Annotated in this window: 21 protein-coding genes; 3 read left to right on the top strand and 18 right to left on the bottom strand. The window is 66.8% G+C overall.

Going from position 1 to position 22,208, the window contains the following annotated elements; genetic code table 11:
- Positions 1 to 15: 15 nt before the first annotated feature.
- On the bottom strand, positions 16 to 2,826 hold the full coding sequence (locus tag ACZ9AQ_RS06100) for a bifunctional diguanylate cyclase/phosphodiesterase (RefSeq protein ID WP_429201947.1): 2,811 nt from the start codon (positions 2,824 to 2,826) through the stop codon (positions 16 to 18).
- Between the two features lie 131 nt (positions 2,827 to 2,957).
- Here ACZ9AQ_RS06100 and ACZ9AQ_RS06095 point away from each other — a divergent pair, with 131 nt between their 5' ends.
- Positions 2,958 to 3,431, top strand: coding sequence for a MarR family winged helix-turn-helix transcriptional regulator (locus ACZ9AQ_RS06095; RefSeq protein ID WP_429201949.1), 474 nt, complete (start codon positions 2,958 to 2,960; stop codon positions 3,429 to 3,431).
- Positions 3,432 to 3,434: 3 nt separating this feature from the next.
- Here the strand turns inward: ACZ9AQ_RS06095 and ACZ9AQ_RS06090 are convergent, their stop codons facing one another.
- The 10 genes from ACZ9AQ_RS06090 to cyoA all read right to left on the bottom strand — a co-directional run bounded on the left by ACZ9AQ_RS06090 (position 3,435) and on the right by cyoA (position 13,486).
- Positions 3,435 to 4,556 carry a YbdK family carboxylate-amine ligase gene (locus ACZ9AQ_RS06090; RefSeq protein WP_429201951.1) on the bottom strand — a complete coding sequence of 374 codons (1,122 nt, stop codon included), beginning with the start codon at positions 4,554 to 4,556 and terminating at the stop codon, positions 3,435 to 3,437.
- Positions 4,543 to 5,772, bottom strand: a complete 1,230-nt coding sequence (locus ACZ9AQ_RS06085) for a cation:proton antiporter (RefSeq protein WP_429201953.1) — start codon at positions 5,770 to 5,772, stop codon at positions 4,543 to 4,545. Before ACZ9AQ_RS06085 ends, ACZ9AQ_RS06090 begins: the two co-directional genes overlap by 14 nt.
- Before the next feature lie 487 nt (positions 5,773 to 6,259).
- Positions 6,260 to 6,706: a c-type cytochrome gene (locus tag ACZ9AQ_RS06080; RefSeq protein WP_429201954.1), complete on the bottom strand. Its 447-nt coding sequence runs from the start codon at positions 6,704 to 6,706 to the stop codon at positions 6,260 to 6,262.
- Complete coding sequence (locus tag ACZ9AQ_RS06075; RefSeq protein ID WP_429201956.1) at positions 6,707 to 7,246, bottom strand: response regulator transcription factor; 540 nt, start codon at positions 7,244 to 7,246, stop codon at positions 6,707 to 6,709. It abuts the gene before it with no gap.
- On the bottom strand, positions 7,233 to 8,588 hold the full coding sequence (locus ACZ9AQ_RS06070) for an ATP-binding protein (protein ID WP_429201958.1): 1,356 nt from the start codon (positions 8,586 to 8,588) through the stop codon (positions 7,233 to 7,235). Before ACZ9AQ_RS06070 ends, ACZ9AQ_RS06075 begins: the two co-directional genes overlap by 14 nt.
- Before the next feature lie 52 nt (positions 8,589 to 8,640).
- On the bottom strand, positions 8,641 to 9,462 hold the full coding sequence (locus tag ACZ9AQ_RS06065) for an SURF1 family protein (protein ID WP_429201959.1): 822 nt from the start codon (positions 9,460 to 9,462) through the stop codon (positions 8,641 to 8,643).
- Entirely contained in the window at positions 9,462 to 9,839 is a 378-nt protein-coding gene (cyoD, locus tag ACZ9AQ_RS06060; RefSeq protein WP_429201960.1) for a cytochrome o ubiquinol oxidase subunit IV, read from the bottom strand. Before cyoD ends, ACZ9AQ_RS06065 begins: the two co-directional genes overlap by 1 nt.
- Positions 9,836 to 10,474 (bottom strand): cytochrome o ubiquinol oxidase subunit III, encoded by a 639-nt coding sequence (cyoC, locus tag ACZ9AQ_RS06055; RefSeq protein WP_429201962.1) that lies wholly within the window; start codon positions 10,472 to 10,474, stop codon positions 9,836 to 9,838. Before cyoC ends, cyoD begins: the two co-directional genes overlap by 4 nt.
- A complete protein-coding gene (gene cyoB / locus ACZ9AQ_RS06050; protein ID WP_429201964.1) occupies positions 10,467 to 12,476 on the bottom strand; it encodes a cytochrome o ubiquinol oxidase subunit I in 2,010 nt (669 codons plus the stop codon). The genes cyoC and cyoB overlap by 8 nt, the downstream gene beginning before the upstream one ends.
- Before the next feature lie 2 nt (positions 12,477 to 12,478).
- Positions 12,479 to 13,486, bottom strand: coding sequence for a ubiquinol oxidase subunit II (cyoA, locus tag ACZ9AQ_RS06045; protein ID WP_429201966.1), 1,008 nt, complete (start codon positions 13,484 to 13,486; stop codon positions 12,479 to 12,481).
- Between the two features lie 144 nt (positions 13,487 to 13,630).
- Between cyoA and ACZ9AQ_RS06040 the strand changes: the two genes are divergently transcribed.
- The gene (locus ACZ9AQ_RS06040; protein ID WP_429201967.1) at positions 13,631 to 14,974 is read left to right on the top strand and encodes an MFS transporter; all 1,344 of its coding nucleotides are present in this window, start codon (positions 13,631 to 13,633) and stop codon (positions 14,972 to 14,974) included.
- A 116-nt stretch (positions 14,975 to 15,090) separates the two neighbouring features.
- Here ACZ9AQ_RS06040 and ACZ9AQ_RS06035 read toward each other — a convergent pair whose 3' ends face one another.
- The 3 genes from ACZ9AQ_RS06035 to ACZ9AQ_RS06025 all read right to left on the bottom strand — a co-directional run bounded on the left by ACZ9AQ_RS06035 (position 15,091) and on the right by ACZ9AQ_RS06025 (position 17,730).
- Entirely contained in the window at positions 15,091 to 15,684 is a 594-nt protein-coding gene (locus tag ACZ9AQ_RS06035) for a Rossmann-fold NAD(P)-binding domain-containing protein (RefSeq protein ID WP_429201969.1), read from the bottom strand.
- 64 nt (positions 15,685 to 15,748) lie between these two features.
- Complete coding sequence (locus ACZ9AQ_RS06030; protein ID WP_429201971.1) at positions 15,749 to 16,657, bottom strand: ZIP family metal transporter; 909 nt, start codon at positions 16,655 to 16,657, stop codon at positions 15,749 to 15,751.
- Positions 16,658 to 16,728: 71 nt separating this feature from the next.
- Positions 16,729 to 17,730 (bottom strand): manganese catalase family protein, encoded by a 1,002-nt coding sequence (locus ACZ9AQ_RS06025; protein WP_429201972.1) that lies wholly within the window; start codon positions 17,728 to 17,730, stop codon positions 16,729 to 16,731.
- A gap of 369 nt (positions 17,731 to 18,099) precedes the next feature.
- On the opposite strand from ACZ9AQ_RS06025, the gene ACZ9AQ_RS06020 reads away from it, so the two are divergent.
- Positions 18,100 to 18,702, top strand: a complete 603-nt coding sequence (locus tag ACZ9AQ_RS06020; RefSeq protein ID WP_429201974.1) for a hemerythrin domain-containing protein — start codon at positions 18,100 to 18,102, stop codon at positions 18,700 to 18,702.
- Between the two features lie 67 nt (positions 18,703 to 18,769).
- On the opposite strand, the gene ACZ9AQ_RS06015 is transcribed toward ACZ9AQ_RS06020, so the two are convergent.
- The 4 genes from ACZ9AQ_RS06015 to hppD form a co-directional block, all read right to left on the bottom strand.
- Positions 18,770 to 19,801, bottom strand: a complete 1,032-nt coding sequence (locus tag ACZ9AQ_RS06015) for a patatin-like phospholipase family protein (protein WP_429201976.1) — start codon at positions 19,799 to 19,801, stop codon at positions 18,770 to 18,772.
- Between the two features lie 69 nt (positions 19,802 to 19,870).
- Positions 19,871 to 20,608 (bottom strand): LrgB family protein, encoded by a 738-nt coding sequence (locus ACZ9AQ_RS06010; protein WP_429201978.1) that lies wholly within the window; start codon positions 20,606 to 20,608, stop codon positions 19,871 to 19,873.
- Positions 20,601 to 20,954, bottom strand: coding sequence for a CidA/LrgA family protein (locus ACZ9AQ_RS06005; protein ID WP_429201980.1), 354 nt, complete (start codon positions 20,952 to 20,954; stop codon positions 20,601 to 20,603). The genes ACZ9AQ_RS06010 and ACZ9AQ_RS06005 overlap by 8 nt, the downstream gene beginning before the upstream one ends.
- A 117-nt stretch (positions 20,955 to 21,071) precedes the next feature.
- A complete protein-coding gene (gene hppD / locus ACZ9AQ_RS06000) occupies positions 21,072 to 22,166 on the bottom strand; it encodes a 4-hydroxyphenylpyruvate dioxygenase (RefSeq protein ID WP_429201982.1) in 1,095 nt (364 codons plus the stop codon).
- Between the last annotated feature and the right edge of the window lie 42 nt (positions 22,167 to 22,208).

The raw sequence follows: 22,208 nt of genomic DNA, 5'->3' as shown, positions 1-22,208 counted from the left end.
TGGCCTCGCGCGGGCTCAGGCGGTGCTGGCGACCGGCTCCACCCGGCCGGCGCGCAGCAGCGCCTCGACCTGCGCGGCCGGCTGCGGACGGCTGTAGACATAGCCCTGCACCTCGTCGCAGCCGCAGCCGCGCAGGTAGTCGAGCTGCTCGATCGTCTCCACCCCTTCGGCGATCACCCCCATGCGCAGGCTGTGGGCCAGCGAGATGATGGCGTCGACCATGGCCGCGCCGTCCGGGTTGCCCACGATGTCTTGCACGAACGTGCGGTCGATCTTGAGCACGTCGACCGGCAGGCGCTTGAGGTATTGCAGGCTCGAATAGCCGGTGCCGAAGTCGTCGATGGACAGCTTGACGCCCATGCGCTTGAGACATTGCATGGTGTGGATGGCGGCATCGGCGTCGGCCACCATCATGCTTTCGGTGAGCTCGATCTCGAGCGAGGCCGGCGGCAGGCCGGTCTCGGCCAGCACCTGGGCCACGGTATCGACCAGGTCCGGCTCGGCGAACTGGCGCGCCGACAGGTTGACCGCGATGCGCAGCGGTCCCAGCCCGGCGCGCTGCCAGCGCCGGTTCTGGCGACAGGCCGTGCGCAGCACCCAGGCGCCGATCGGCACGATCAGGCCGGTTTCTTCGGCCAGGGCGATGAAGCGGTCCGGCCGGACCGTGCCCAGCAGCGGATGGCGCCAGCGGATCAGCGCCTCGTTGCCGACCACGCTGCCGCTGGCCAGGTCGACCTGCGGCTGGAAATGCAGCTCGAACTGGTCGTCCTGCAGCGCATGGCGCAGCGCGCTCTCCAGGGCCAGGCGGTCGAAGGCCTCGGCATTCATGTGCGGGGCATAGAACTGTACGCCGTTGCGGCCGATGGCCTTGGCGCGGTACATCGCGATCTCGGCGTGCTTGACCAGGGTGTCGGCGTCCAGCCCGTCGGCCGGGAACGCGGCCACGCCGGCGCTGCAGCTGAGCACCAGGCGCTGGCCGGCCAGGTGGATCGGTTCGCTCACCGCCTCGCGCACCTGCTGGATGCGGGCCGCGGCCTGGCGTTCGTCGGCCACGCCGACCAGCACCAGCACGAAGTCGTCGCCGCCGACCCGGGCCGCGGTGTCGGCCGGGCGCAGCGCGCCCTTGATGCGCGTGGCGAGCATGCGCAGCGCCTCGTCGCCGGCGCGCCGGCCGAGGGTGTCGTTGATCAGCTTGAAGTGGTCGAAGTCGAGCAGCACGGTCCATACCGGCGCGCCGCCGGCATTCGCGGTGGCGCGCTCGATGCGGTCGGACAGCAGGGCCCGGTTGGCCAGCCCGGTCAGCGTGTCGTAGTGGGCATGGCGTTCGAGCTCGGCCTCGTAGCGCTTGGCGGTGGTGACGTCGTAGACGGTGACCACGAAATGCCCGGCCCGGCCGTCGGCGCGGCGCACCGGCGCCACGTAGACGTCGCCGATCAGCTCCACCCCGTCGCGGGTATGGACCGTCACCAGGGCGTGCTCCTCGCGCTGCTGGTGCAGGGCGCGGCGCAGCTCCTGCAGCGCCGGCTGGTCGGCGTCCGGGCCGGCGAGCAGCTTGAGCGGCTGGCCGGCCAGCTCGTGCAACGCATAGCCGAAGGTGCGCTCGCAGGCCGGGTTGGCGTATTCGATCGGGTAGCCCGGCTGCTCGGCGTCGACCAGCAGGATCGGATTGGCGCTGGCCTCCATCGCGCGTTCGTACAGCCGCAGCGAGCCGGTGGCGCGCTCGAGCGCCGCGGTGCGCTCCTCGACCAGGGCCTCGATGCGGCGCGTGCGCGCCACCCGCTGCTGCACCAGAGCGGCGGCGGCGAAACTCAGGATCAGGCCCAGCGCCATGGCCACCAGCTCGGCCATGTGGCTGCCCAGCGCCGCCGGCCGCTCCTCGACCACCACCTGCCAGGCACTGCCGGCGATCTCGAACGCTTCGGCGTGGCGCAGGCCCAGGCCGTGCAGCAGGCGCTCCCGCCAGTCCTCGGGCGTGGCGAGCCTGCCGTGCTGATAGGCGGTGACCAGGTTGCCGAGGGCGTCCGGGCCGCGCAGCGACAGCGCGAAGTCGTCGTCGAGCAGGCGCACCGATTCGAGGGTGCCGCCAACCAGCAGGGCGACGTCGATCACCACCCCGGTGGCGCCCACCACGGCCGCGCGCCGCGCCGGCGTGTCCAGCGGCCGGGCGCCGCTGCGGTAGACCGGCAAGGCGATCAGCACCCCCTGGCGCGCCCCGCCGCCCTGCAGCAGGTCGATGATGGGGCTGGCGGCCGGCTCGCCGGTGTCGATCGCACGCTGGGTCGGGACCCGCTGCGGCGCGTTGGACCAGGCATCGTAGCCGAAGGTGGGCTCATTGCCGACGATCGGCGCCACGTAGTCGTCGACCAGGTAGCGCCAGCGCACGCCGGCCCGGACCAGGGCGGGCGCCCCGGTCCTGACGCGTTCGCGGATCTCGAAGCCGGGCCAGAACGCGCGCCGCTCGGCCTCGAAGGCGGCCCGCTCGCCCTGGCTGACGAAGCGCTGCCACACCAGCGCCTGCAGGTAGCCGTGGCGCGCCACCAGCGGCTGGGCGAAGGCGTCGAACTCTGCGCGCGTGACGTTGCTCGAAGCGCGGAAGAACAGGTTGACGGCGCGCGCGGCGTCGGTGGCCTCGGCGAAGGCGCGGGTCACGGCCGCGACCCGCACCACGGCGCGCTGGTGGAATTCGGCCTGGGCGCGGTCGACCTCCACCTTGCGCACCACGCCGCACAGCAGCGAGGTAAGCACCAGACCGAGCAGGCAGGTGCCCATCGCGGCCAGGGACAGGCCGCGCCGCGGGACACCAGGGCTGGCGGATGCGCTTCGCATGAATCGATGCTAGCGCAGAACGGGGCGTTCGGGGGAACCCGGGCGCCAAGAAAAAGCGAACGGCCCGGCCCCGCTTCGCCGGCTGTTGCATTATCATCTCGCCCATGCCGTCCGAACCCAATCGAGAATCCATGCCCGCTTCCACCGACGCGCCGCCCCAGCGCGTGCTGCGCCAGTTCCGTATCGTCTTCAATGCCGTCAAGACGCACTTTCGCCAGCTCGAGCGTGACGCCGGCCTGGGCGGGGCCCAGGTCTGGGCGCTGTCGGTGATCGAGAGCCAGCCGGGCATCGGCGCCACCAGCCTGGGGCGCGCCATGGACATCCACCAGTCGACCGCCAGCAACCTGGCGCGCGGCCTGGTCGAGCGCGGCTACGTGGCGGCGGCGCGCGAAGGCGCGGACCGGCGCAACGTCGCGCTGCGCATCTTGCCGGCAGGCCAGGAAGTGCTGCGCCGGGTCCCCGGCCCGGCGGCCGGCGTGCTGCCGAGCGCGCTGGCCACGCTGGACGAAGCCACCCTGCTGCGCCTGGAGCAGGACCTGGCGACGCTCATCGCCCGCCTCGACGCGGATGAGGCGGCGGGCAAGATCCCGCTGGGCCAAGCCTAGCGCTTATACCTCGCTGCGGAATTTCCCCAACGCCAGATTGACCATCGCCTCCACGCTGCCCTCGTGCTCGTGCACGATGCGCAGCTGTGCGGCGTCGCCGACCGCCTTCGCCATCCCCGACAGGTGGGCCAGCGCGGCGCTCGATCCGAGTCGCTCGGCGTGCGGCGCGATGCGCGCCAGGGTGGCCAGGATATCGTCGCGCAGGCTGACCTGCTGGTGTGCCTGGGGCAGCACGATATTGCCGTCCAGGCCGAAGCGGCAGGCCTGGAAGCGGTTGTAGTTGTAGACCAGGTAGTCGTCCTCGCGCGGCGGCGCTTCGTTACCCTCCAGCAGGTAGCTGCACAGCGCTTGCAGGTAGGCCGCCAGCGCCGCCGCGTGCTCGACCGTGAGCGGGGTGTCGCACACGCGCAGCTCGATGGTGCCGTATTCGGGTTTCGGCCTCAGGTCCCAATAGAAGTCCTTCATGCTGCGCACGATGCCGGTGTCTTCCATGCGCCTGAAGTAACCGCGCTCGAAGTCGGCCCATGTCAGCAGGAATGGCGCCCGGCCCGACAGCGGAAAGGCGAACACCGAGTTCAGGCGCGAGGAATGGAACTGGGTGTCGCTGCCCTGCAGGAAGGGCGACGAAGCCGACAGCGCGATGAAGTGCGGGATGTAGCGGTTCAGCGCATGCAGCAGGAACAGGGCGTTGTCGCCGCTGCCGCAGCCGATGTGCACGTGCTGGCCGAACACGGTGAACTGCTTGGCCAGGTAGCCGTACAGCGCCGAGACTTCGCGAAAACGCGGCTTTTCGTAGATGCGGCGTTCGGTCCACTGCTGGAACGGATGGGTGCCGCCGCCGCACACGCCCACGTTCAGGCGGTCGCCCGCGCGCAGCAGCGTGTCGCGGATCAGGCGCAGCTCGTCCACCAGCGGCGCGTAGCCGGTATGGATGCTGCTGTTTATCTCGATCATGCTCTCGGTGATCTCGGGCGTGACGGCGCCGGGGAACGGCGCGCGCGCCAGCAGGTCGAGCATGTCCGGCGAGGCCGGGGCCAGGTCGAAATCCGACAGGCCGACGAGCTGCAGCTCCAGCTCGACCCCCATGGTCAGCGGTTCCGAGCGCGAAAATTCAGGCAGCGGCATCCTTGTCCTCCTTCACGACGTTCTTGTATCTGGTAAAACCCGACTCGCGCGCGCCGGTCAGCGCGATCTGGGTCAGGATCGGCGCCAGCACCTCCAGGATCATGGCCATCGCCGCCAGCGGGGCCAGCGGCGCGAGGGTGTCGAACAGGTCGACGCCCGAGCGCCGGGTCTGCTCGATCAGGATGATGGCGAACACGGTCAGCGGCATGATCGCCACCCCGGTCAGGGCGCCCTTGCGCGCCGGGATGCCCGACACCCGCGCGGTGGCGGTGCAGACCCCGACCTTGACCAGGGCGCGCACCAGCAGCAGCAACAGGCCCAGCATCAGGCCCTCGGCGGTCGGCTGCCAGGCGATGGTGGTGGCCACGAAAAAGAACAGCAGCACGGTCAGGAGGTCGCCCAGGGCGCCGAAGTTGCGCTGCGCCGGACTCAGGGTGACGCGGCGGTGGCGCGCCACCAGGCCGAAAGTCAGCGCCGCCAGCACCGGCGACAGTTTCAGCACATGGGTGATCGCCACCAGCAGGAAGACGAATACCGCGAACGTGAGCGTGGAGTTGGAGCGCACATGGCTGGCCACGCGCTGCCACAGCGGCAGCAGCCAGCCCAGCGCCGCGCCCAGGCCGCTCGACGCGGCCAGCACCACCAGGCCGGTCCAGCTGGCGTGGACCACGTCGCCCGAGGTCTGGAACACGCCGAAGCCCACCGTCACGTTGAACACGAACACGGCCAGCACGCAGTTCAGCGCCGTCAGGTGCATGGCGCGCTCGGTCACCTGGCCGCCGCCGCCCTGCTCGTTGACGATGCGCAGCAGGCCGGCCGGCGAGCTGGCCATGGCCAGGGCCGCCAGCAGGCAGGCCGGGAGCACGGCCAGGCCGCAGATGCGCGAGACGTAGTACACGGCGGCCCAGGTCAGGCCGGCTTCCAGCACCGAAGTGAGCAGCAGCCAGGGATTGGTGCGCAGCCAGCGCAGGTTGATGCGGTAGCCGAGCTCGAACAGCATCAGGCCGAAACCGAGGTTGGCCAGCATCATGAAGTTGTCGGCCTGCGCCGGCGGCAGGTAGCCGCTCGACAGGTTGCCGAACACGAAACCGCACAAGCCATAGATGGAGATGCGCGGCACGTTGGCCCAGCGGTACAGCAGTTCGCCAGCCATCCAGGCCAGCGTCAGCGCCAGCGGCCAGGCCAGCGCATGCGTGAGTGAAAGCAGCTCGCTCATCCAATCCTCCGGTAGGACGCGCCAACCGGCGGCAGGGAGCCGCGCAGGCACGATGGTCCGATTCGGCGCGGGGGAGCGCCAGACGCGGCAGATGGGGAAACGCTGCGCCGCGTGTCGAAAAATGCCCCCCGGCGAACGCGGGGGGCAAAAAGAAACGGGTTGAGCCGCCTCATCGCTGATCGGGCTCCCGGACGCTACCGGTTGCCACCCAGCTATACTGCACGAAAAATATAATCGTGGCAACCCTATTTGTGCGAATGTACAGACAGGCGATATGGCGCCCTACCCGCACATTGTCGTAGGAATCCGATCGTCAGCGCATCTTGCGCGCCTTGTGCGCGCGAAAATATTGACATGGATGAAACAGATGGGGCGTATTAGAAGAAACGTTACCGGGATGGCTGCCGAGCGGATGCCGGGATTGCTGGCGGGCGCCGCGCTGCTGCCGGGCGCCTACGTCGGGTTGCGTTCCACGCTGCCGCAACGGCTAGCGATCGCCCTGCGTGGCCAGGTAGGCGACGATGTCCCCGGCCTGCTGTTCGCTCATGAAATTCATGAAGCGCATGCTGTTGCCGGGTATGACCGCGTCGGAGTCGCGGATGAAGGCGGCCAGGTTCCGTTCGTCCCATACCAGCCTGGACGCTTTCATCGCCGGCGAATAGGCGTAGCCGGCCACGCCGCCCGCCTGGCGGCCGAGCACGCCGTTGAGCTGCGGCCCGAAGATATTGCCCGCATTCGGCCCCACCTGGTGGCAACCGGCGCAGCGCGCGAACAGCTTGCGCCCGGCCTCGATCCGGGCCGCCGACGGCGCGCCGGCGGCGCCGGCCACGCCTGCCGCGGGCGCGGCAGCGTCGCGCCCGCAGCCACCCAGGGCCAGGACCAGAATCAGGACCAGGCCCGGCGCCACGCCCGGCCAGACTCGCGGCGCGCGCATCTACTTGACCCGCTGTTTTTCGAGCTTGCGCGCCAGGGTGCGCCGGTGCATGCCCAGCCGTCGCGCGGCCTCCGAGATATTGAAGTCGGTCTCGGCCAGCACGGCGTGAATGCGCTCCCATTCCAGCGTCTTGATCGAGGTCGATCGATTCGTGACCTCGACGTCGGCGCTGCCGGCCACGTGGCCGAAGGCGGCCTCGATGTCGTCGGCGTCCGACGGCTTGGCCAGGTATTGCACGGCGCCCAGCTTGATCGCCTCGACCGCGGTGGCGATGCTGGCAAAGCCCGTCAGCACCACGATCAGCATGTCCGGGTCGTGCTCGTGCAGCAGCTGCACGCAGGCCAGGCCCGAGGTATTGCCCTTGAGTTTCAGGTCGACCACGGCGTAGCCGGGGTTGTGCTGGGCCAGCAGGGCCTGGGCCTCGTCGTGGCCGGTCGCGCCCAGCACCCGGTAGCCGCGCCGCTCGAAGGAGCGGGTCAGGGTGCGGGCGAAGGCGTCGTCGTCTTCGATGATGAGCAGCAGCGGCTCAGGATTCTGCATCGTCTGTTTCCTCCAGTTCGATCGCGGCCAGGGGCAGGCGCACGGACACTTCGGCGCCGCCGCCCTCCTCCAGGCGCCGGTTGCGCGCGGTGACGGTGCCGCCGAGCTTGCGCACGACGTTCACCGCCAGGAACAGCCCGAGTCCGCCGCCGGGCTTGCCCTTGGTCGAATGATAGGGCTTGCCGAAATGGGCCAGCATGCTCGGCGCAAAGCCGGGACCGCGGTCGAATACGGTCAGCACCAGGGTGCGCTCGTCGATGTGGGCGTCCATGTAGACCCAGTCGGGCGACGCTTCGAGCGCGTTGTCGAGCAGGTTGTCGACCGTCTGGCGCAGCGCCGAGTCGCTCGCCACCGGCAGGTCGTCGGCGATCCGGTTATTGTAGATGAAGGTGCGCACCGGACGGCTGGCCTCCCAGCCTTCGGCGAGCTCGTCGAGGAACCGGCGGATGGTGGTGCGCTCGGCCGACTCGCCGCGCGCCTCGCCGGCCGACAGCAGGATGCCGCTGACGATCGCCTTGCAGCGCTTGAGCTGGGTCTGCATCTCGGTCAGCTCGCCCAGCAGCTCGGGGTCGTCGCGCAAGGCCGGCATGCGCTTCCAGTCGCCCAGGATCACCGAGACCGTCGACAGCGGCGTGCCCAGCTCGTGGGCGGCGCCGCTGGCGAGCAGGCCCATGCGCACGATGTGCTCTTCCTCGGCCGCACGCTGGCGCAGCGCGGCCAGCTGGGTCGCCTTGTCGCGCACGTTCTCAGAAATGCGCGAGATGAACATCACCAGCAGGGCGGCGTTGAGCGCGAAGCAGACCAGCAGGCCTTGCACGTACAGGCTGCCGATGCCGCGCGCATGGTCGAACGGCAGCGCGAGCGGCTGGGCGTAGACGGCGAGACCGGCCATGCAGGCGATCGTGATCAGCACGATGCTCCAGGTCCACAGCACGTCGAGCAGCACGGCCGAGACGATCACCTGCAGCAGATAGAGAAAGGCGAACGGATTGGTGGTGCCGCCCGACAGGTACAGCAGCACGGTGAGGCTGGAGACGTCGACCAGGATCGCCAGGAACATCTCGCCGTTCGACACCGGCCGCCGTTCGTGCCAGCGCAGGTGGCTGGCGACGTTGAAGGCGATCAGGCAGGCCAGCACCTGCAGCATGTGCACCAGCGGCAGCTCGATCCCGAAGATCAGGATGGCCGAGGCGATGGTGGTGATCTGGCCGATGACGGCGATCCAGCGCAGCTCGATCAGCTGCAGCATGTTCTTGTGGCCGGCCGCGAACTCCACGTTGGCGGCGGCGGCGGACGGCGAGGAGCGCGCCGCCCTGGCAAAAAAATCCAGCGGAGATTGCATCGGAATCCGTTATGTCTGTCCTGCGGCCCGCGCGCGCGGCGCGGCAGGCGTCTTAATCGTCGGCGTCGCCGCCCCGTCCGGCCCTGGCTTCGTAGCGCACGACCCACCACGCGGCGGCGGCCACCATGAGGGCCAGAGCATACCAAGTGAGCGCGTAGACGAGGTGATTATTCGGGAAAGCGATGACGGTCAGGCCGCCCACGGCGGTTTCCGGCGCGGCGGCAGGGTCCTGGCCCTTGCCGGCGTCGACGAAGAACGGCGCGACCCTGGCGAGGTCGAAGCCGCGCGCGGCGGCGATGGCGCCGACTTCGCGCGCGTACCAGCGGTTGTTGACGGGATCGTTATCGCGCAGGAAGCCGCTCTTGGGCTCGGCGATGCGCAGCAGGCCATGGAAGTCGACGCGTTCGCCGGTGGCGGCGGCGCAGGGATCGGCGCCGGCGCGACGGCCAGGATAACGGGTCGCGATGTCGCCGCTCGAGGCAATGAAGCCGCGGTTGACGAGGATGATGTGGCCGTCGTCGAGGCACAGCGGCGTGAGCAGCCAGAAACCGGCGCCGAGGTCGGACAGCGCCTGCACCGGTGTGGTCAATTCGTAGAGATAGCGGCCCGACAGGCGCACGCGCCGGTATTCGTCGGACTCTCTTGAGACTTGCGCCCATTGCGCCGCCGCGGGCGGCGCAACGGGTTGCGCATGAACGCGTGCGTCGACGCGTTCGATCAGGTCCAGTTTCCATTGCAGGCGAAACACCTGCCAGGTCCCCAGACCGGCAAACAGCACGAACAGCAGCAGGGCCGCCACCGCCAGCGCGCGCCGCACGAAGGCGGAGCGCGGAGGATGCGCCGGCGCCGCCGGCTGTTCGTGCACTACCGACATCAGGTCATGTCGTGGGTGCTGTTCGGACCCATGCCAGGCATCATATTGGTGTTCATATGATGCATGACCCAGATCGAACCGGCCAGCACGATGACCAGGATCACGACGGTCAGGATCAACGCCATCATGTTCCAGCCGCCTTCGGCCTTCGAGTTCAAGTGCAGGAAATAAACCATCTGCACGATCAGCTGCACGCCGGCGAACGCGAGGATGATCCACTTGGTCGTTTCCGGCGCCAGCACGTTGCCCATCACCAGCCAGAACGGGATGATCGTCAGGATCGCCGACAGCGCGAAGCCGATCATGTAGTCCTTGGCGCTGTAGTGCGTCACGTGGACGTCATGGCCATGATGGCCGTGGTCGTGGTGGTCGCTCATGGCAGGACTCCCATCAGGTAGACAAAGGTGAAGACGAAGATCCAGATCAGGTCCAGGAAGTGCCAGAACAGCGACAGGCACGACAGGCGACGGAAGTTTTCCGGGGTCAGGCCGTGTTTACCCAGCTGGAAGTACAGGGTCACCAGCCAGATGATGCCGAAGGTCACGTGCAGGCCGTGGGTGCCGACCAGCGCGAAGAACGCGGTCAGGAAGCCCGAACGCTGGGGACCGGCGCCCATGTGGATCAGGTGCTGGAACTCATAGATTTCCACGCACAGGAAGGCCAGGCCCAGGATGCCGGTCACGGCCAGCCACATGCGGGCCTTGGACAGGTTCTTCGCCTGCGCGGCGATCATGGCGAAGCCGAAGGTCAGCGACGACACCAGCAGGAACGCGGTGTTGAGCGCGATCAGCGGCAGCTCGAACAGCTCGGCGCCGGTCGGACCGCCGGCATACGAGCGGCCCTGCACCGCATAGGTCGCAAACAGGGACGCGAAGATGAGGCAGTCGCTCATCAGGTAGAGCCAGAAGCCCAGCAGCGTGCCCTGCTCCGGGTGGTGTTCGCGGGCGATGTAGCGCCCGCTCACGTCATCGGCGACGCTGCCGCCGGTTACAGATGCTTTAAGTTCAGACATGGCTTTCCATCATACGGGTACGCTCTGCTTCGGTACGGGCCACTTCTTCGGCCGGAATGTAGTAGTCGCGCTTGTAGTTGAAGGTATGGATGATGATCGCGGCCATCATGGCGACGAACGAAACCACGGTCAGCGCCCACATATGCCAGATGATGCCGAAGCCCACCACGCACGAAATCGCGGAGATGATGATGCCGGCGCCGGTGTTCTTCGGCATGTGGATCGCCACGAAGTCCTTCAGCGGACGACGGTAGCCGTTCTTCTTCATGTCGGCGAAGGTGTCGTTGTCGAACACCACCGGGGTGAACGCGAAGTTGTAGTCCGGCGGCGGCGACGAGGTCGCCCATTCCAGCGTACGGCCTTCCCATGGATCGCCGGTGAAGTCGCGCAGGCGAGCGGTGTTACGGTCACGGAAGCTGACATAGAACTGCATCAGCAGCGCGGCGATACCGCCGGCGATCATCAGGGTGCCCACGAACGAAATCTGGAACAGCCACTGGACCGAAGGATCGTCGAAATGGCTGACGCGACGGGTGTAGCCCATGAAGCCCAGGATGTACGGCGGGGTGAACGCGACCCAGAAGCCGATCGACCACAGCCAGAACGAGACCAGGCCCCAGAAACGGTCCAGCTTGTAACCGAAGGCTTTCGGGAACCAGTAGTTGATGCCGGCGAAGATACCGAACACGACGCCGCCGATGATCACGTTGTGGAAGTGGGCGATCAGGAACAGCGAGTTGTGCAGCACGAAGTCGGCCGCTGGAATGGCCAGCATGACGCCGGTCATGCCGCCGATCACGAAGGTCAGCATGAACGAGATCGTCCACAGCATCGGCAGTTCGAAGCGGATACGGCCGCGGTACATGGTGAACAGCCAGTTGAAGATCTTGGCGCCGGTCGGGATCGAGATGATCATCGTCGTGATGCCGAAGAACGCGTTGACGCTGGCGCCCGAGCCCATGGTGAAGAAGTGGTGCAGCCAGACCAGGTAGGACAGGACCATGATGACGCAGGTCGCGTACACCATCGAGGTGTAGCCGAACAGGCGCTTGCCGCAGAAAGTCGAGACGACTTCGGAGAAGATGCCGAACGCCGGCAGGATCAGGATGTACACCTCGGGGTGGCCCCAGATCCAGATCAGGTTCACGTACATCATCGGGTTGCCGCCACGGTCGCTCGTGAAGAACGCGGTGTCGAGCAGGCGGTCCATGCCCAGCATGGCCAGCACGGCGGTCAGGATCGGGAAGGTGACCACGATCAGGATGTTGGTGCACAGCGAGGTCCAGACGAAGACAGGCATCTTCATCAGGTCCATGCCCGGCGCGCGCATCTTGATGATGGTGACGATCAGGTTGACGCCCGAGAGGGTCGTGCCCACGCCCGCGATCTGCAGCGCCCAGATGTAGTAATCGACGCCGACGCCCGGACTTGCCAGGATGCCCGACAGCGGCGGGTACGCCAGCCAGCCGGTACGCGCGAATTCACCGACGAACAGCGACGCCATGATCAGCACGGCGCCCATGGTGGTCATCCAGAACGAGAAGTTGTTCAGGAACGGGAAGGCCACGTCGCGCGCGCCGATCTGCAGCGGCACCACATAGTTCATCAGCCCCGTCACGAACGGCATCGCCACGAAGAAGATCATGATCACGCCGTGGGCGGTGAAGATCTGGTCGTAGTGGTGCGGCGGCAGGAAGCCGGCGTTGTCGCCGAAGGCGATCGCCTGCTGGGCGCGCATCATCAGTGCGTCGGCAAAGCCGCGCAGCAGCATGATCAGGCCCAGGATCATGTACATGATCCCGATTTTCTTGTGGTCGATACTGGTGATCCAGTCTTTCCACAAGGTGCCCCACAGGCGGAAGTACGACAGGATGGCCACGAGGGCCAGGCCGCCGACGATCACGCCTGCGAAGGTAGCGAGCAGAATCGGCTCATGGAGCGGGATCGCGTCCCAGCCCAGCCGACCGAAGATGAACTTCGTCAAGTCGAATGATTCTTGCATGATTACTTCATCAAGGTATTAATAGGAGCGACGCACATTTCCAGCGCTTCCGCCAGCTGCGACTTACCGCCCAGCGATTGCTGGCGGATGGCGGCGGCCATCTGGTTGCGCTTCTCGTCTTCGTGCATCTGCTGGTTCATGCACATGCTGCCTTCCGCCACGCAGCGGTTGACGACGCGGTTGAACAGCGCAGGCTCGACCTGGCCGTAGTGGCGCACGGCCTCCTTGGCGGTCGGCTTTTCCAGCACCAGGTAGTCGGCGCGATCCAGCACGGCTGGATTGGCCTTCATTTCCTGCACCCAGGTGTTGAACTCTTCGTTGGTGACACCCTTGTAGGCGAACTTCATGTGCGAGAAACCGTCGCCGCTGAAGTTGGCCGACAGACCGTGGTAGTCACCGGTCTTGTTCAGGACCGCGTTCAGCTCCGTCTCCATGCCCGGCATCGCGTAGATCATGCCTGCCAGGGTCGGGATGTAGAACGTGTTCATCACGGTCGAGGCGGTGATCTTGAAGCGCACCGGGGTGTCGATCGGGGTCACCAGCTGGTTGACCGAGGCGACGCCCTGTTCCGGATAGATGAACAGCCATTTCCAGTCCAGCGCCACGACCTGCACTTCGAGCGGCTTGGTCGAGGCCGGGATCGGACGGTGTTCGTCCAGGCGTTCGAGCGGACGGTAAGGATCGAGCTTGTGGGTGCTGACCCAGGTGATCAGGCCAAGGACGATGATGATCAGGAGCGGAGCGCCCCAGATGATGAGCTCGAGCTTGGTCGAGTGGTCCCAATCGGGTTCGTACTTCGCGTTGGCGTTCTTGCGATAGCGCCAGGCGAACAGGACAGTCAGGATCATCACGGGGACGATGATCAACAACATCAGCACTACCGATATGGTGATCAGATCGGCCTGCTGCTTCGCAATATCACCGGTGGGATTCATGACGACCGTGTTGCAGCCGGCCAGCGCTGCGAGCGGAAGTAATGGGAGTCCGCGGCGGACAATTTTAGGAATCATGCTAGGTATCTAACGTTACATGGAATAAGAACATGCTACTGTAATGCCAACGGTCGCCAAAGAACATTGGACACATTGTCCCACCTTTGCCAAAATGCAATTTCAACAACAGTGGCGGCCGTCGACTTCTCTGGAGAACACAATATGCCAAGCACGACGACGTACGGCGGCGCCGGGGCCGCTCCGATCACACACCCCAATAGCGGGGCTCGCAACATCAATGCCAGGGATGCACACGTCGATCCGGGCGACATCGCCGTCGGCGTGGTGATCGGCCGTTCGGCCGAATACTTCGAGTTCTTCACGTACGCCATCGCGTCGGCCCTCGTCTTCCCCGCCATTTTCTTCCCGTGGGCCGACCGGCTCGAGGGCACCCTGTATTCGTTCGCCATCTTCGCCCTCGCCTTCATTGCGCGTCCGATCGGCACGGTCGTGTTCATGGCGATCCAGAAGCGCTGGAGCCGCGACATGAAACTCGGCATCTCGCTGCTCATGATGGGAACCAGCACCGTCGTGATCGCCATGCTTCCGGCCTATAGTGAAATCGGCGCCGCCGCGATCATCCTGCTGGCGGCCCTGCGCATCGCCCAGGGTTTCGCCCAGGGTGGCTCGTGGGATGGGTTGCCTTCGCTGCTGGCGCTCAGTGCCCCGGAGAACAAGCGCGGATGGTACGCCATGCTCGGACAATTGAGCGCACCGCTAGGCTTCGTGATCGCGGCCGGCATCTTCGCCTTCCTGATCACCTATACGTCCGAAGAAGACTTCCTGACCTGGGGCTGGCGCTTCCCGTTCTTCGTGGCCTTCGCCATCAACGTGGTCGGCACCTTCGCACGCCTGCGCCTGGCCAGCACGCCCGAGTATTCGCGCCTGCTCGACTCGCACCACCTCGATCCGGCCCCGGTCGGCGAGCTGGTGAGCAAGCAAGGCAGCAATATCGTGATCGGCGCCATGGCCGCCCTGGCCAGCTATGCCCTGTTCCACCTGGTGACCGTGTTCCCGCTGTCGTGGATCCAGCTGTACGATACCCGTCCGATGGACGAGTTCCTGCACGTCCAGATGTGGGGCGCCGGGCTGGCGGCCGGGGCCATGCTGATCTCGGGCGTCGTCGCCGACAAGCTGGGCCGCCGCACCACCCTCGGCACCGCCGCGGCCCTGATCGCCCTGTACTCGGCCTCGATCCCGTTCCTGATCAATAGCGGCACCGCCGGCCAGAACGCCTTCATCCTGATCGGCTTCACCCTGCTCGGCTTCTCGTATGGCCAGGCTGCGGGCGCCACCACCTCGAACTTCCTGAAGCAGTTCCGCTACACCGGCGCGGCCCTGACCTCGGACCTCGCCTGGCTGGTCGGCGCGGCCTTCGCCCCGCTGGTCGCCCTCGGCCTGTCGGCCCACTTCGGCCTGGGCTACGTCAGCCTGTACCTGCTGTCGGGCGCCGTGGCCTCGCTGGCGGCGCTGAGCCTGAACCGCAAGCTGGAGATTCGCGACTGATGCCTGTCGCCTGACGTGACATGACGGCGGCCCCGCGGGGCCGCCTTTTTTTTTGGGCTCGGCTTTGGGCTCGGCTTTGGGCTCTGCTTTTCAGCTCTGCTTTTCAACCCTGCTTTTCAACCCTGTATATCGCACCTGGTCGCGCGCCGTGCGCCATTGCCGGGGATTGGCCGACTGCTCGTGTTCGTGGCCACGGTTCGTAATGCGCTGCTTGCCGTGCTATTCGACCATGGCGATGCTGGCGGCGGGCGATTCTCCGCGCCGGAATAGATGCCGAGCGCCGTCAGGACGCGAAAGCGGCGCGCGCCGGCCCCGCCATCGCTCATCGGCTTGACGATACTGGCGGTCGTCGGCTCGGGGGCATGCGGCGCGAGTCCAGCCGGCGCCGGGCGGCGATTTGTGCACACATTGTCGCGGCTGGCCCCGGTGTCAATGCCCGGCATGCTCGACAGCCCGGACTTCACCGCCTGCGTCACTTTGGCGCTCATGACTTCGTGCGCGCCCGCGTCCAGCGCCGCGTAGCCGCATAGCCGCATAGCCGCATAGCCGCGTTTAGCGGCCGTGGACGGCGCCCGCCTGGGGAGGAAGATCTCCCGCGTCGGGTCGGTGTCGATGGCGCGCACGCGCAAGGCGAGCACCTGCGTGCCCTGCGCGCGCCGCGACGTCGAGCATGCGCTGACGGGTGTGTTCCGTTTGGAGGGGATGGTCATGCGGTGGTGGCAAGCATGGGATGATCGTCAATGCGACCATCCCGCCATGCCGGTCACCGGGATGTCACGACAGCGCCGTGTCGAGCACCGTCATCAGGATGAAGCCGAAGACCAGTGCGATGCTGGCCTGGGTGCCGTTGCCCGACTGGCGCGACTCGGGGATCACGTCGTTGACGATCACCAGCAGCATGGCGCCGGCGGCGGCGGCCAGCGCATACGGCAGCAGGCCGGCCGAGATGCCGATGAGGGCCACGCCGAACACGGCGGCGATCGGCTCGACCAGGCCCGAGGCCACGCCCATGCCGACCGCGGCCAGGCGGCTGTAGCCGACTGCGTGCAGCGCGAGCGCCACCACCAGACCTTCGGGCACGTCCTGGATCGACACGCCGGTAGCGAGCGAGGTGGCTTTCTCGAGGTCGATGCCGGCGAAGGCCACGCCGATGGCCAGGCCTTCCGGCAGGTTGTGCAGGGCCACGGCCCACACGAACAGCCAGGCGCGCCGCACCGACACTTTGTCGGGCTCGTTGGACAGGATGCCCTCGGTGCGCACCGCGCGCCCGAGCAGCAGGATGGCGCCGGCGCCGAACATGATGCCGGCGCCGACCATGAGACTCGATTCCCAGTTGCCCGCCCCTGCCGTCTTGGCGGCCGACAGCGCCGGGATCACCAGCGAAAACGCGGTGGCGCCGAGCATGACGCCGGCACCGAAGCCGAGGAAGCAATCGTAGGTGCGCTTGGTGAAATTTTGTGCGAACAGGACCGGCAAGGTGCCCAGGGCAGTTGCCGCCGCCGCGGTGCTGCCGCCCGCCAGGGCCGCCAGCATCTTGGGATTGGCGTTGATGATCTGCTCGACCATGCTGCCGAGCAGGACGAGAAAGCCGATGGCGCAGATGCCGAAACCGATGGCGCGGCGTGGGGTCAGCCAGCGGGCAAGGCCACGAGGGTCGTTGCTCTTGTCGGTTTGGAGTTGCATGCCTGTTCCTGTCAAAGACCGCGCCAGGCCGCCCCGCACCACGCGTGGGGCGGCGACCGGCACGGCGGGGATCACTTCTGCGGCTTGGCGCCGCGCTTCGGTTTGCCGGCGCCGGTATCGTCGAGCGGACCGCCCTTGGAGCCGACGTTGGCGTCGCCCATCGCATTGCCGCCCGATCCACCCATCGTACCACCAGTTGCCGATTGCATCATGCCCAATTCGGAACCGGTCCGTGGCGTGGCCGTGGGATCGGACATCGTGCGCATCGCCATATTGCGCAGGACATCGATGTCATCGGTCGGCAGGGCCACTTCGGCCTCGCCCGAGCCGCCGTCGACGGCCATCTGCTTCTCGCGGTCGCTGATGAAGTCCCAGTCGGCGCCCTGGTTCCAGGCGCCGCGCACCTCGCCCGCGCCTTGCGACATATTGTAGTAAACGCTGGCGAAGGCCGGGATCACCGGCATCTTGCCCGGTGGGAAGTTGGGCTCCATCGCATACAGCGCCTTCTCGAACGACTTCATGTGCGCCACTTCGCGCGTCATCAGGAAGCCCAGCGCCTCTTTCACCCCCGGGTCGTCGGTCAGCGCGATCAGGCGCTCGTAGACGATCTTGGCGCGCGCCTCGGCGGCGATGTTCGAGCGCAGGTCGGCGGTCGGCTCGGTGATCGAGTCGATGTAGGCGGCGGTCCACGGCACGCCGGCCGAGTTGGTCAGCGGCGCGCCGGCCCCGTACAGCACTTGCGTGATATGGCTGTCGTTGCCCGGACCGGTGATGGCGCGGTACATGTCGGCCTCGGTGTCGATGGCTTCGGCCAGGCGGCCCTTGGCCCCCTTGTTCAGCATGGCGACGATGTTGCCGATCACCTCCAGGTGGCTCAGCTCCTCGGTCGCGATGTCGAACAGCATGTCCTTGCGGCCTGGATCGTCTTCGGCGACGGCCTGGGTGAAGTACCGCATGGCCGCAGCCAGCTCGCCCTGCGGTCCCCCGAACTGTTCGAGCATGAGGTTCGCCAGGGCCGGGTTGGGCCCGCTGACGCGGACTGTATATTGCAAGCGCTTGTTGTGTGCAAACATGTCAGGATTCTCCGTTGAGGTGGAACTCCGGCACCCACGCGAGCTGCGTGCCCTGCCGTTAAAGAGGCTGCCGCCGGGACCGGCAGCTCGAACACCCATGTTCGCAGGTCGGCAGTGAACTGACAGTCAGGAGTCGTCCCGTGTCCATGTAGGACATATGTGACATGCAATTGTTTCAGTTCAACATTCCTCTTCAACATCGCGCTTCGATATTCCGCGTCACCATTCCTGGTCCGCGTGTATCTGCCATCCGAAGCGCGCGCCCGGCTGGGCCGGTGGCCGACAAGCCACCGGCGCGCGCGCCTACAGTCTTCCCGCGCCGACCCGGCCTACCATATTGTTCAAACAATCACGAACGGGGGTACTACCATGAATCTCAAACGACTGAGCCCAAGTATTACCGACATGATCCGCTTCGACCATTCGCATGTGATGGTCACCTTCCACCAGTATTCCAAGGACAAGAGCCCAACCGTCAAGAAGGCGCTGGCCGACACCATCTGCGACGGCCTGGAAATCCACGCCACGCTTGAGGAAGAGATCTTCTATCCGGTGATGCGGCAGCGCGACGGCGGCGAGCCGTTCATCCACGAGGCCGAGCCCGAGCACGATGACATGCGCCGCCTGATCGCCGAGCTGCGCGCCACGTCCGGCGCCGACCCGCGCCACGATGCGCTGGTGATGGAATTGATGCGTGACGTGATGCACCATGTCGCCGAGGAAGAAACCAAGCTGCTGCCGGACGCCGAGGCGATCCTCGGCAAAGAGCGCCTGGCCGAGATGGGCGCCGAGATGACGCGCCGCCGCATGCAGCTGGTGGGGCCGAAGGCCGGAAAGCTGGCCAAGGAACACCTGGTCGGCTTCTCGGGCAGCACGGCGGCGATGGTGATCGGCGTGGCCGGCGCCCTGCTGGCCGCGTTCGCGCTCAAGCCGAAGAAAACTGCATGGAAGTCGCAGCCGGCCAATACCTGACCGCGCTTTACTGCTAACGACCACGCCGCCGCTCGCAAGACCGGCGGCGTATTGCGTTCTTCTTACCTTAGACTTGGTCGGGGAAGAACACGGGCATCGGGTCAAGCGTGGACTTGACCCCGAGATGGGCGCCCTGCTCCTTCAGCCAGCGGTCGGCCGTCTTGACGCCCTGGTCGTGCAGCAGCTGGAGGAAGGGCATCTCGGCATTCATCTTGGCCGAGATGCCGTGATCCTGCAGGAACTCGTTGCCGCTGATGAGGTGCAGGTGCATGCCCTTGGGCGTCGCCCCGGCGCCGCGGCGTTCGTCGGGCAAGCCGTCCAGGTAGCGCAGCGCGCTGATTTCGCGCACGAAACTGATGTTGAACGCGATCTCGTTGGACCGATTGGCGATGTCGGCCATATTGGTCGGCATGTCGCCGCGCGCGATCGGATTGTTCTGGATGATGATCAGGTCGCTCGCGGCCGAGTGCCGCATCAGCGGCTCCAGGGGCGGATTGGCGACATAGCTGCCGTCCCAGTACATCTCGCCCTCGACCTCGACCGCCGCGAACACCGTCGGCAGGCAGCACGAGGCCACCAGGCGCTGCACGTCCATCTCTTCGCGCCGGAACAGCTTGCCGGTTCCGGTGCGCACGTTGGTGGCGGCGATGAACACCTGCAGTTCCTCGCAGTCGCGCACCCGGTCGAAGTCGATCATGGTGGCGAGGAAGTTGCGTAAGGGATTGAGGGTGAGCGGACCTTCGCGCACCGGCCCCATCAGGGCGCCCATCAGTTCGAGCAGGTGGTAGGCCGGCGAGAACGCCATCGTGAAGGTGGGCGCCATGCGGTCGAGCGGCGTGCGCTGCAGCGGGCTCAGGGCCGCCGCGCTGCCGAGCGTGCGCCAGAACTTGTCGAGCGCCCGGCGCGCGCCCTCGCGTCCGCCGCCGCGCGCGTAGCCGTCGGCCACCACCACGGCATTGAGCGCGCCGGCGCTCGAGCCGCTCAATGCGTCGATGACCAGGTCCGGCTCTTGCAACAGGCGGTCGAGGACACCCCAGCCGAATGCGCCGTAGGTGCCCCCACCCTGGATGGCGAGGCTGATCGTTTTATAGTTGGTCAAAATCTGCTCCGTCATGAATGAATTGGAAACAGATTAGCCCGGCTGTCGATTGTGCGGGGCAGCGGTGCCCTACTGCATCCACCTCATCACGAGGGGCACCAGCCAGGGCGCCAGCAGCGCCGTCAGCGCGCCGTTCAGGCCCATCGCCAGGCCGGCGAAGGCGCCCATCCCGGGGCTGACCTGGAACGCGCGCGCGGTGCCGATGCCGTGCGAGGCCAGGCCCAGCGCGAAGCCGCAGGCGGCCTCCGAGCGCACGCCCAGCAGCATGAAGACGTAGCGGCCGAACACGGCGCCGAAGATGCCGGTGCCGATCACCAGCGCCGCGGTCAGCGCCGGGATGCCGCCGAGCCGCTCGGACACCGCCATCGCGATCGGCGAGGTGGCCGATTTCGGCCCCAGCGTGTATGCCAGCTCCGGCGTCGCGCCGAGCAGCAGCGCCACCACCACCGCCGACACGATGGCCGTCACGCTGCCGGCCAGCAGCGCCGCGCCCAGCGGCAAGGCGGCGCGGCGCAGGCGCGGCAGCTGGCGCACCAGCGGCACCGCCAGCGCCACCGTGGCCGGCCCGAGCAGGAAGTGGACGAATTGGGCGCCGCTGAAATACCGCTCATAGGACATGCCGGTGAGCCACAGCACGGCCACGATCAGTGCGACCGCGATCGCCACCGGATTGGCCAGCGGCGACGCATTGCACAGGGCGAAGATACGCTGCGCCGCCAGGTAGGCACACAGGGTGAGGGTCAGTCCCAGCAGGGGTGAGGCGGAAAGATAGACCCAGAAATGGCTGAATCCGGCGAAATCAGGCATCGCCGCCCTCCGTCGCATTACCCATCCCGCGCAGGATCAGGCCGGTGACGGCCAGGGCCAGCACGGTGCTGACCACGAGCGAAGCCAGGATCGCGAACCAGTGGCCGCTGCCGCTGCTGGCGGCGACCACGATGCCCACGCCGGCCGGCACGAACAGCAGCGACAGGTGCGACAGCAGCGTATTGGCGGCCCCCTCGACCAGCGCCTTCAGCTTCGGCATGGCCAGCAGCGCCCCCATGAGCAGCAGCATGCCGGCGACCGGCCCCGGCAAGGGCAGCTGGAACACGAATACGACGCCTTCGCCCAGGCACTGGAACAACAACAGGACCGCGAACGCAGCCAGCATACCTCTACTCCCGACACGAGACGGCGGCCGGGCCCGTTGCCCGTCCGCCAAAAAGTGTACAGGATAGCAAATCCGGCCGTGCGCCGTGCGAACGCCGGCTGCCGGCCCGGCCCGGGATCAGGCTGCGGCCGTCGCCTGCGCTCCTTCGATCGCGCCGCGCTTGACCTGGTCGCGCTCGATCGACTCGAACAGGGCCTTGAAGTTGCCTTCACCGAAACCGTCGTCGCCCTTGCGCTGGATGAACTCGAAGAACACCGGGCCCAGTTGCGGCACCCCGAAGATCTGCACCAGGAGGCGCGCATGGCCGTCCTTCACGGCGCCGTCGAGCAGCAGGCCGCGCACCTTCAATGCCTCGGCATCCTGGCCGTGGCCCGGGATGCGCTCGTCCAGCATCTCGTAATACGTGTCCGGCGGCGGCGCCATCAGGGGCACGCCGGCCGCGCGCAGCCTGTCGACGGTCGCGATCAGGTCGTCGGTGAGCAGCGCGATGTGCTGGATGCCTTCGCCGTTGAACTGCATCAGGAATTCCTCGATCTGGCCGCCGCCGGCCTTGCCTTCCTCGTTCAGCGGAATGCGGATCATGCCGTCCGGCGCCGTCATCGCCTTCGAGGTCAGGCCAGTGTACTCGCCCTTGATGTCGAAGTAGCGGATCTCGCGGAAGTTGAACAGTTTCTCGTAGAAGCAGGCCCAGTAGGACATGCGGCCGCGGTAGACGTTGTGGGTCAGGTGGTCGATGATCGCCAGGCCGTGGCCCACCGGGTGACGCTCGACGCCTTCGATGAACTCGAAGTCGATGTCATAGATCGACTTGCCCTCTTCGAAGCGGTCGATCAGGTACAGCGGCGCGCCGCCGATGCCCTTGATGGCCGGCAGGCGCAGCTCCATGGGACCAGTCGGGATCTCGACCGCCTGGGCGCCCAGCGCCAAGCAGCGCGCATAGGCCTTGTGCGCGTCCTTGACACGGAAGGCCATGCCGCAGGCCGACGGCCCGTGCTCGGCCGCGAAATACGCGGCGTAGCTTTTGGGCTCGTTGTTGATGATGAAGTTGATGCCGCCCTGGCGGAACAATGCCACGTCCTTGGAGCGATGGGTCGCCACCCTGGTAAAGCCCAGCGCCTCGAACACCGGCTCCAGCACGCCCGGCGTGGGCGACGCGAACTCGACGAACTCGAAGCCCATCAGGCCCATCGGATTTTCGAACAGGTCTGCCATTGTCTCTTCCTTTATCTAGCTAGCGATCGTTGACTGTTGCTC

This window comes from Massilia sp. UYP34 (assembly GCF_056279385.1).
The sequence above is the reverse complement of the archived record's forward strand: the minus strand, read 5'-3'. Positions and strand labels throughout refer to the sequence as shown.

Bases quoted from the DNA above. Each gene is read 5' to 3' on its own strand.
- ACZ9AQ_RS06075 (WP_429201956.1), bottom strand. From the start codon at position 7,246: ATGCAGAATCCTGAGCCGCTGCTGCTCATCATCGAAGACGACGACGCC.
- cyoC (WP_429201962.1), bottom strand. From the start codon at position 10,474: ATGTCTGAACTTAAAGCATCTGTAACCGGCGGCAGCGTCGCCGATGAC.
- ACZ9AQ_RS06085 (WP_429201953.1), bottom strand. From the start codon at position 5,772: ATGAGCGAGCTGCTTTCACTCACGCATGCGCTGGCCTGGCCGCTGGCG.
- cyoD (WP_429201960.1), bottom strand. From the start codon at position 9,839: ATGAGCGACCACCACGACCACGGCCATCATGGCCATGACGTCCACGTG.
- ACZ9AQ_RS06025 (WP_429201972.1), bottom strand. From the start codon at position 17,730: ATGTTTGCACACAACAAGCGCTTGCAATATACAGTCCGCGTCAGCGGG.
- ACZ9AQ_RS06065 (WP_429201959.1), bottom strand. From the start codon at position 9,462: ATGTCGGTAGTGCACGAACAGCCGGCGGCGCCGGCGCATCCTCCGCGC.
- ACZ9AQ_RS06005 (WP_429201980.1), bottom strand. From the start codon at position 20,954: ATGCTGGCTGCGTTCGCGGTCCTGTTGTTGTTCCAGTGCCTGGGCGAA.
- cyoA (WP_429201966.1), bottom strand. From the start codon at position 13,486: ATGATTCCTAAAATTGTCCGCCGCGGACTCCCATTACTTCCGCTCGCA.
- ACZ9AQ_RS06020 (WP_429201974.1), top strand. From the start codon at position 18,100: ATGAATCTCAAACGACTGAGCCCAAGTATTACCGACATGATCCGCTTC.
- ACZ9AQ_RS06010 (WP_429201978.1), bottom strand. From the start codon at position 20,608: ATGCCTGATTTCGCCGGATTCAGCCATTTCTGGGTCTATCTTTCCGCC.
- cyoB (WP_429201964.1), bottom strand. From the start codon at position 12,476: ATGCAAGAATCATTCGACTTGACGAAGTTCATCTTCGGTCGGCTGGGC.
- ACZ9AQ_RS06070 (WP_429201958.1), bottom strand. From the start codon at position 8,588: ATGCAATCTCCGCTGGATTTTTTTGCCAGGGCGGCGCGCTCCTCGCCG.
- ACZ9AQ_RS06030 (WP_429201971.1), bottom strand. From the start codon at position 16,657: ATGCAACTCCAAACCGACAAGAGCAACGACCCTCGTGGCCTTGCCCGC.
- ACZ9AQ_RS06080 (WP_429201954.1), bottom strand. From the start codon at position 6,706: ATGCGCGCGCCGCGAGTCTGGCCGGGCGTGGCGCCGGGCCTGGTCCTG.
- ACZ9AQ_RS06100 (WP_429201947.1), bottom strand. From the start codon at position 2,826: ATGCGAAGCGCATCCGCCAGCCCTGGTGTCCCGCGGCGCGGCCTGTCC.
- ACZ9AQ_RS06040 (WP_429201967.1), top strand. From the start codon at position 13,631: ATGCCAAGCACGACGACGTACGGCGGCGCCGGGGCCGCTCCGATCACA.
- hppD (WP_429201982.1), bottom strand. From the start codon at position 22,166: ATGGCAGACCTGTTCGAAAATCCGATGGGCCTGATGGGCTTCGAGTTC.
- ACZ9AQ_RS06095 (WP_429201949.1), top strand. From the start codon at position 2,958: ATGCCCGCTTCCACCGACGCGCCGCCCCAGCGCGTGCTGCGCCAGTTC.
- ACZ9AQ_RS06035 (WP_429201969.1), bottom strand. From the start codon at position 15,684: ATGACCATCCCCTCCAAACGGAACACACCCGTCAGCGCATGCTCGACG.
- ACZ9AQ_RS06090 (WP_429201951.1), bottom strand. From the start codon at position 4,556: ATGCCGCTGCCTGAATTTTCGCGCTCGGAACCGCTGACCATGGGGGTC.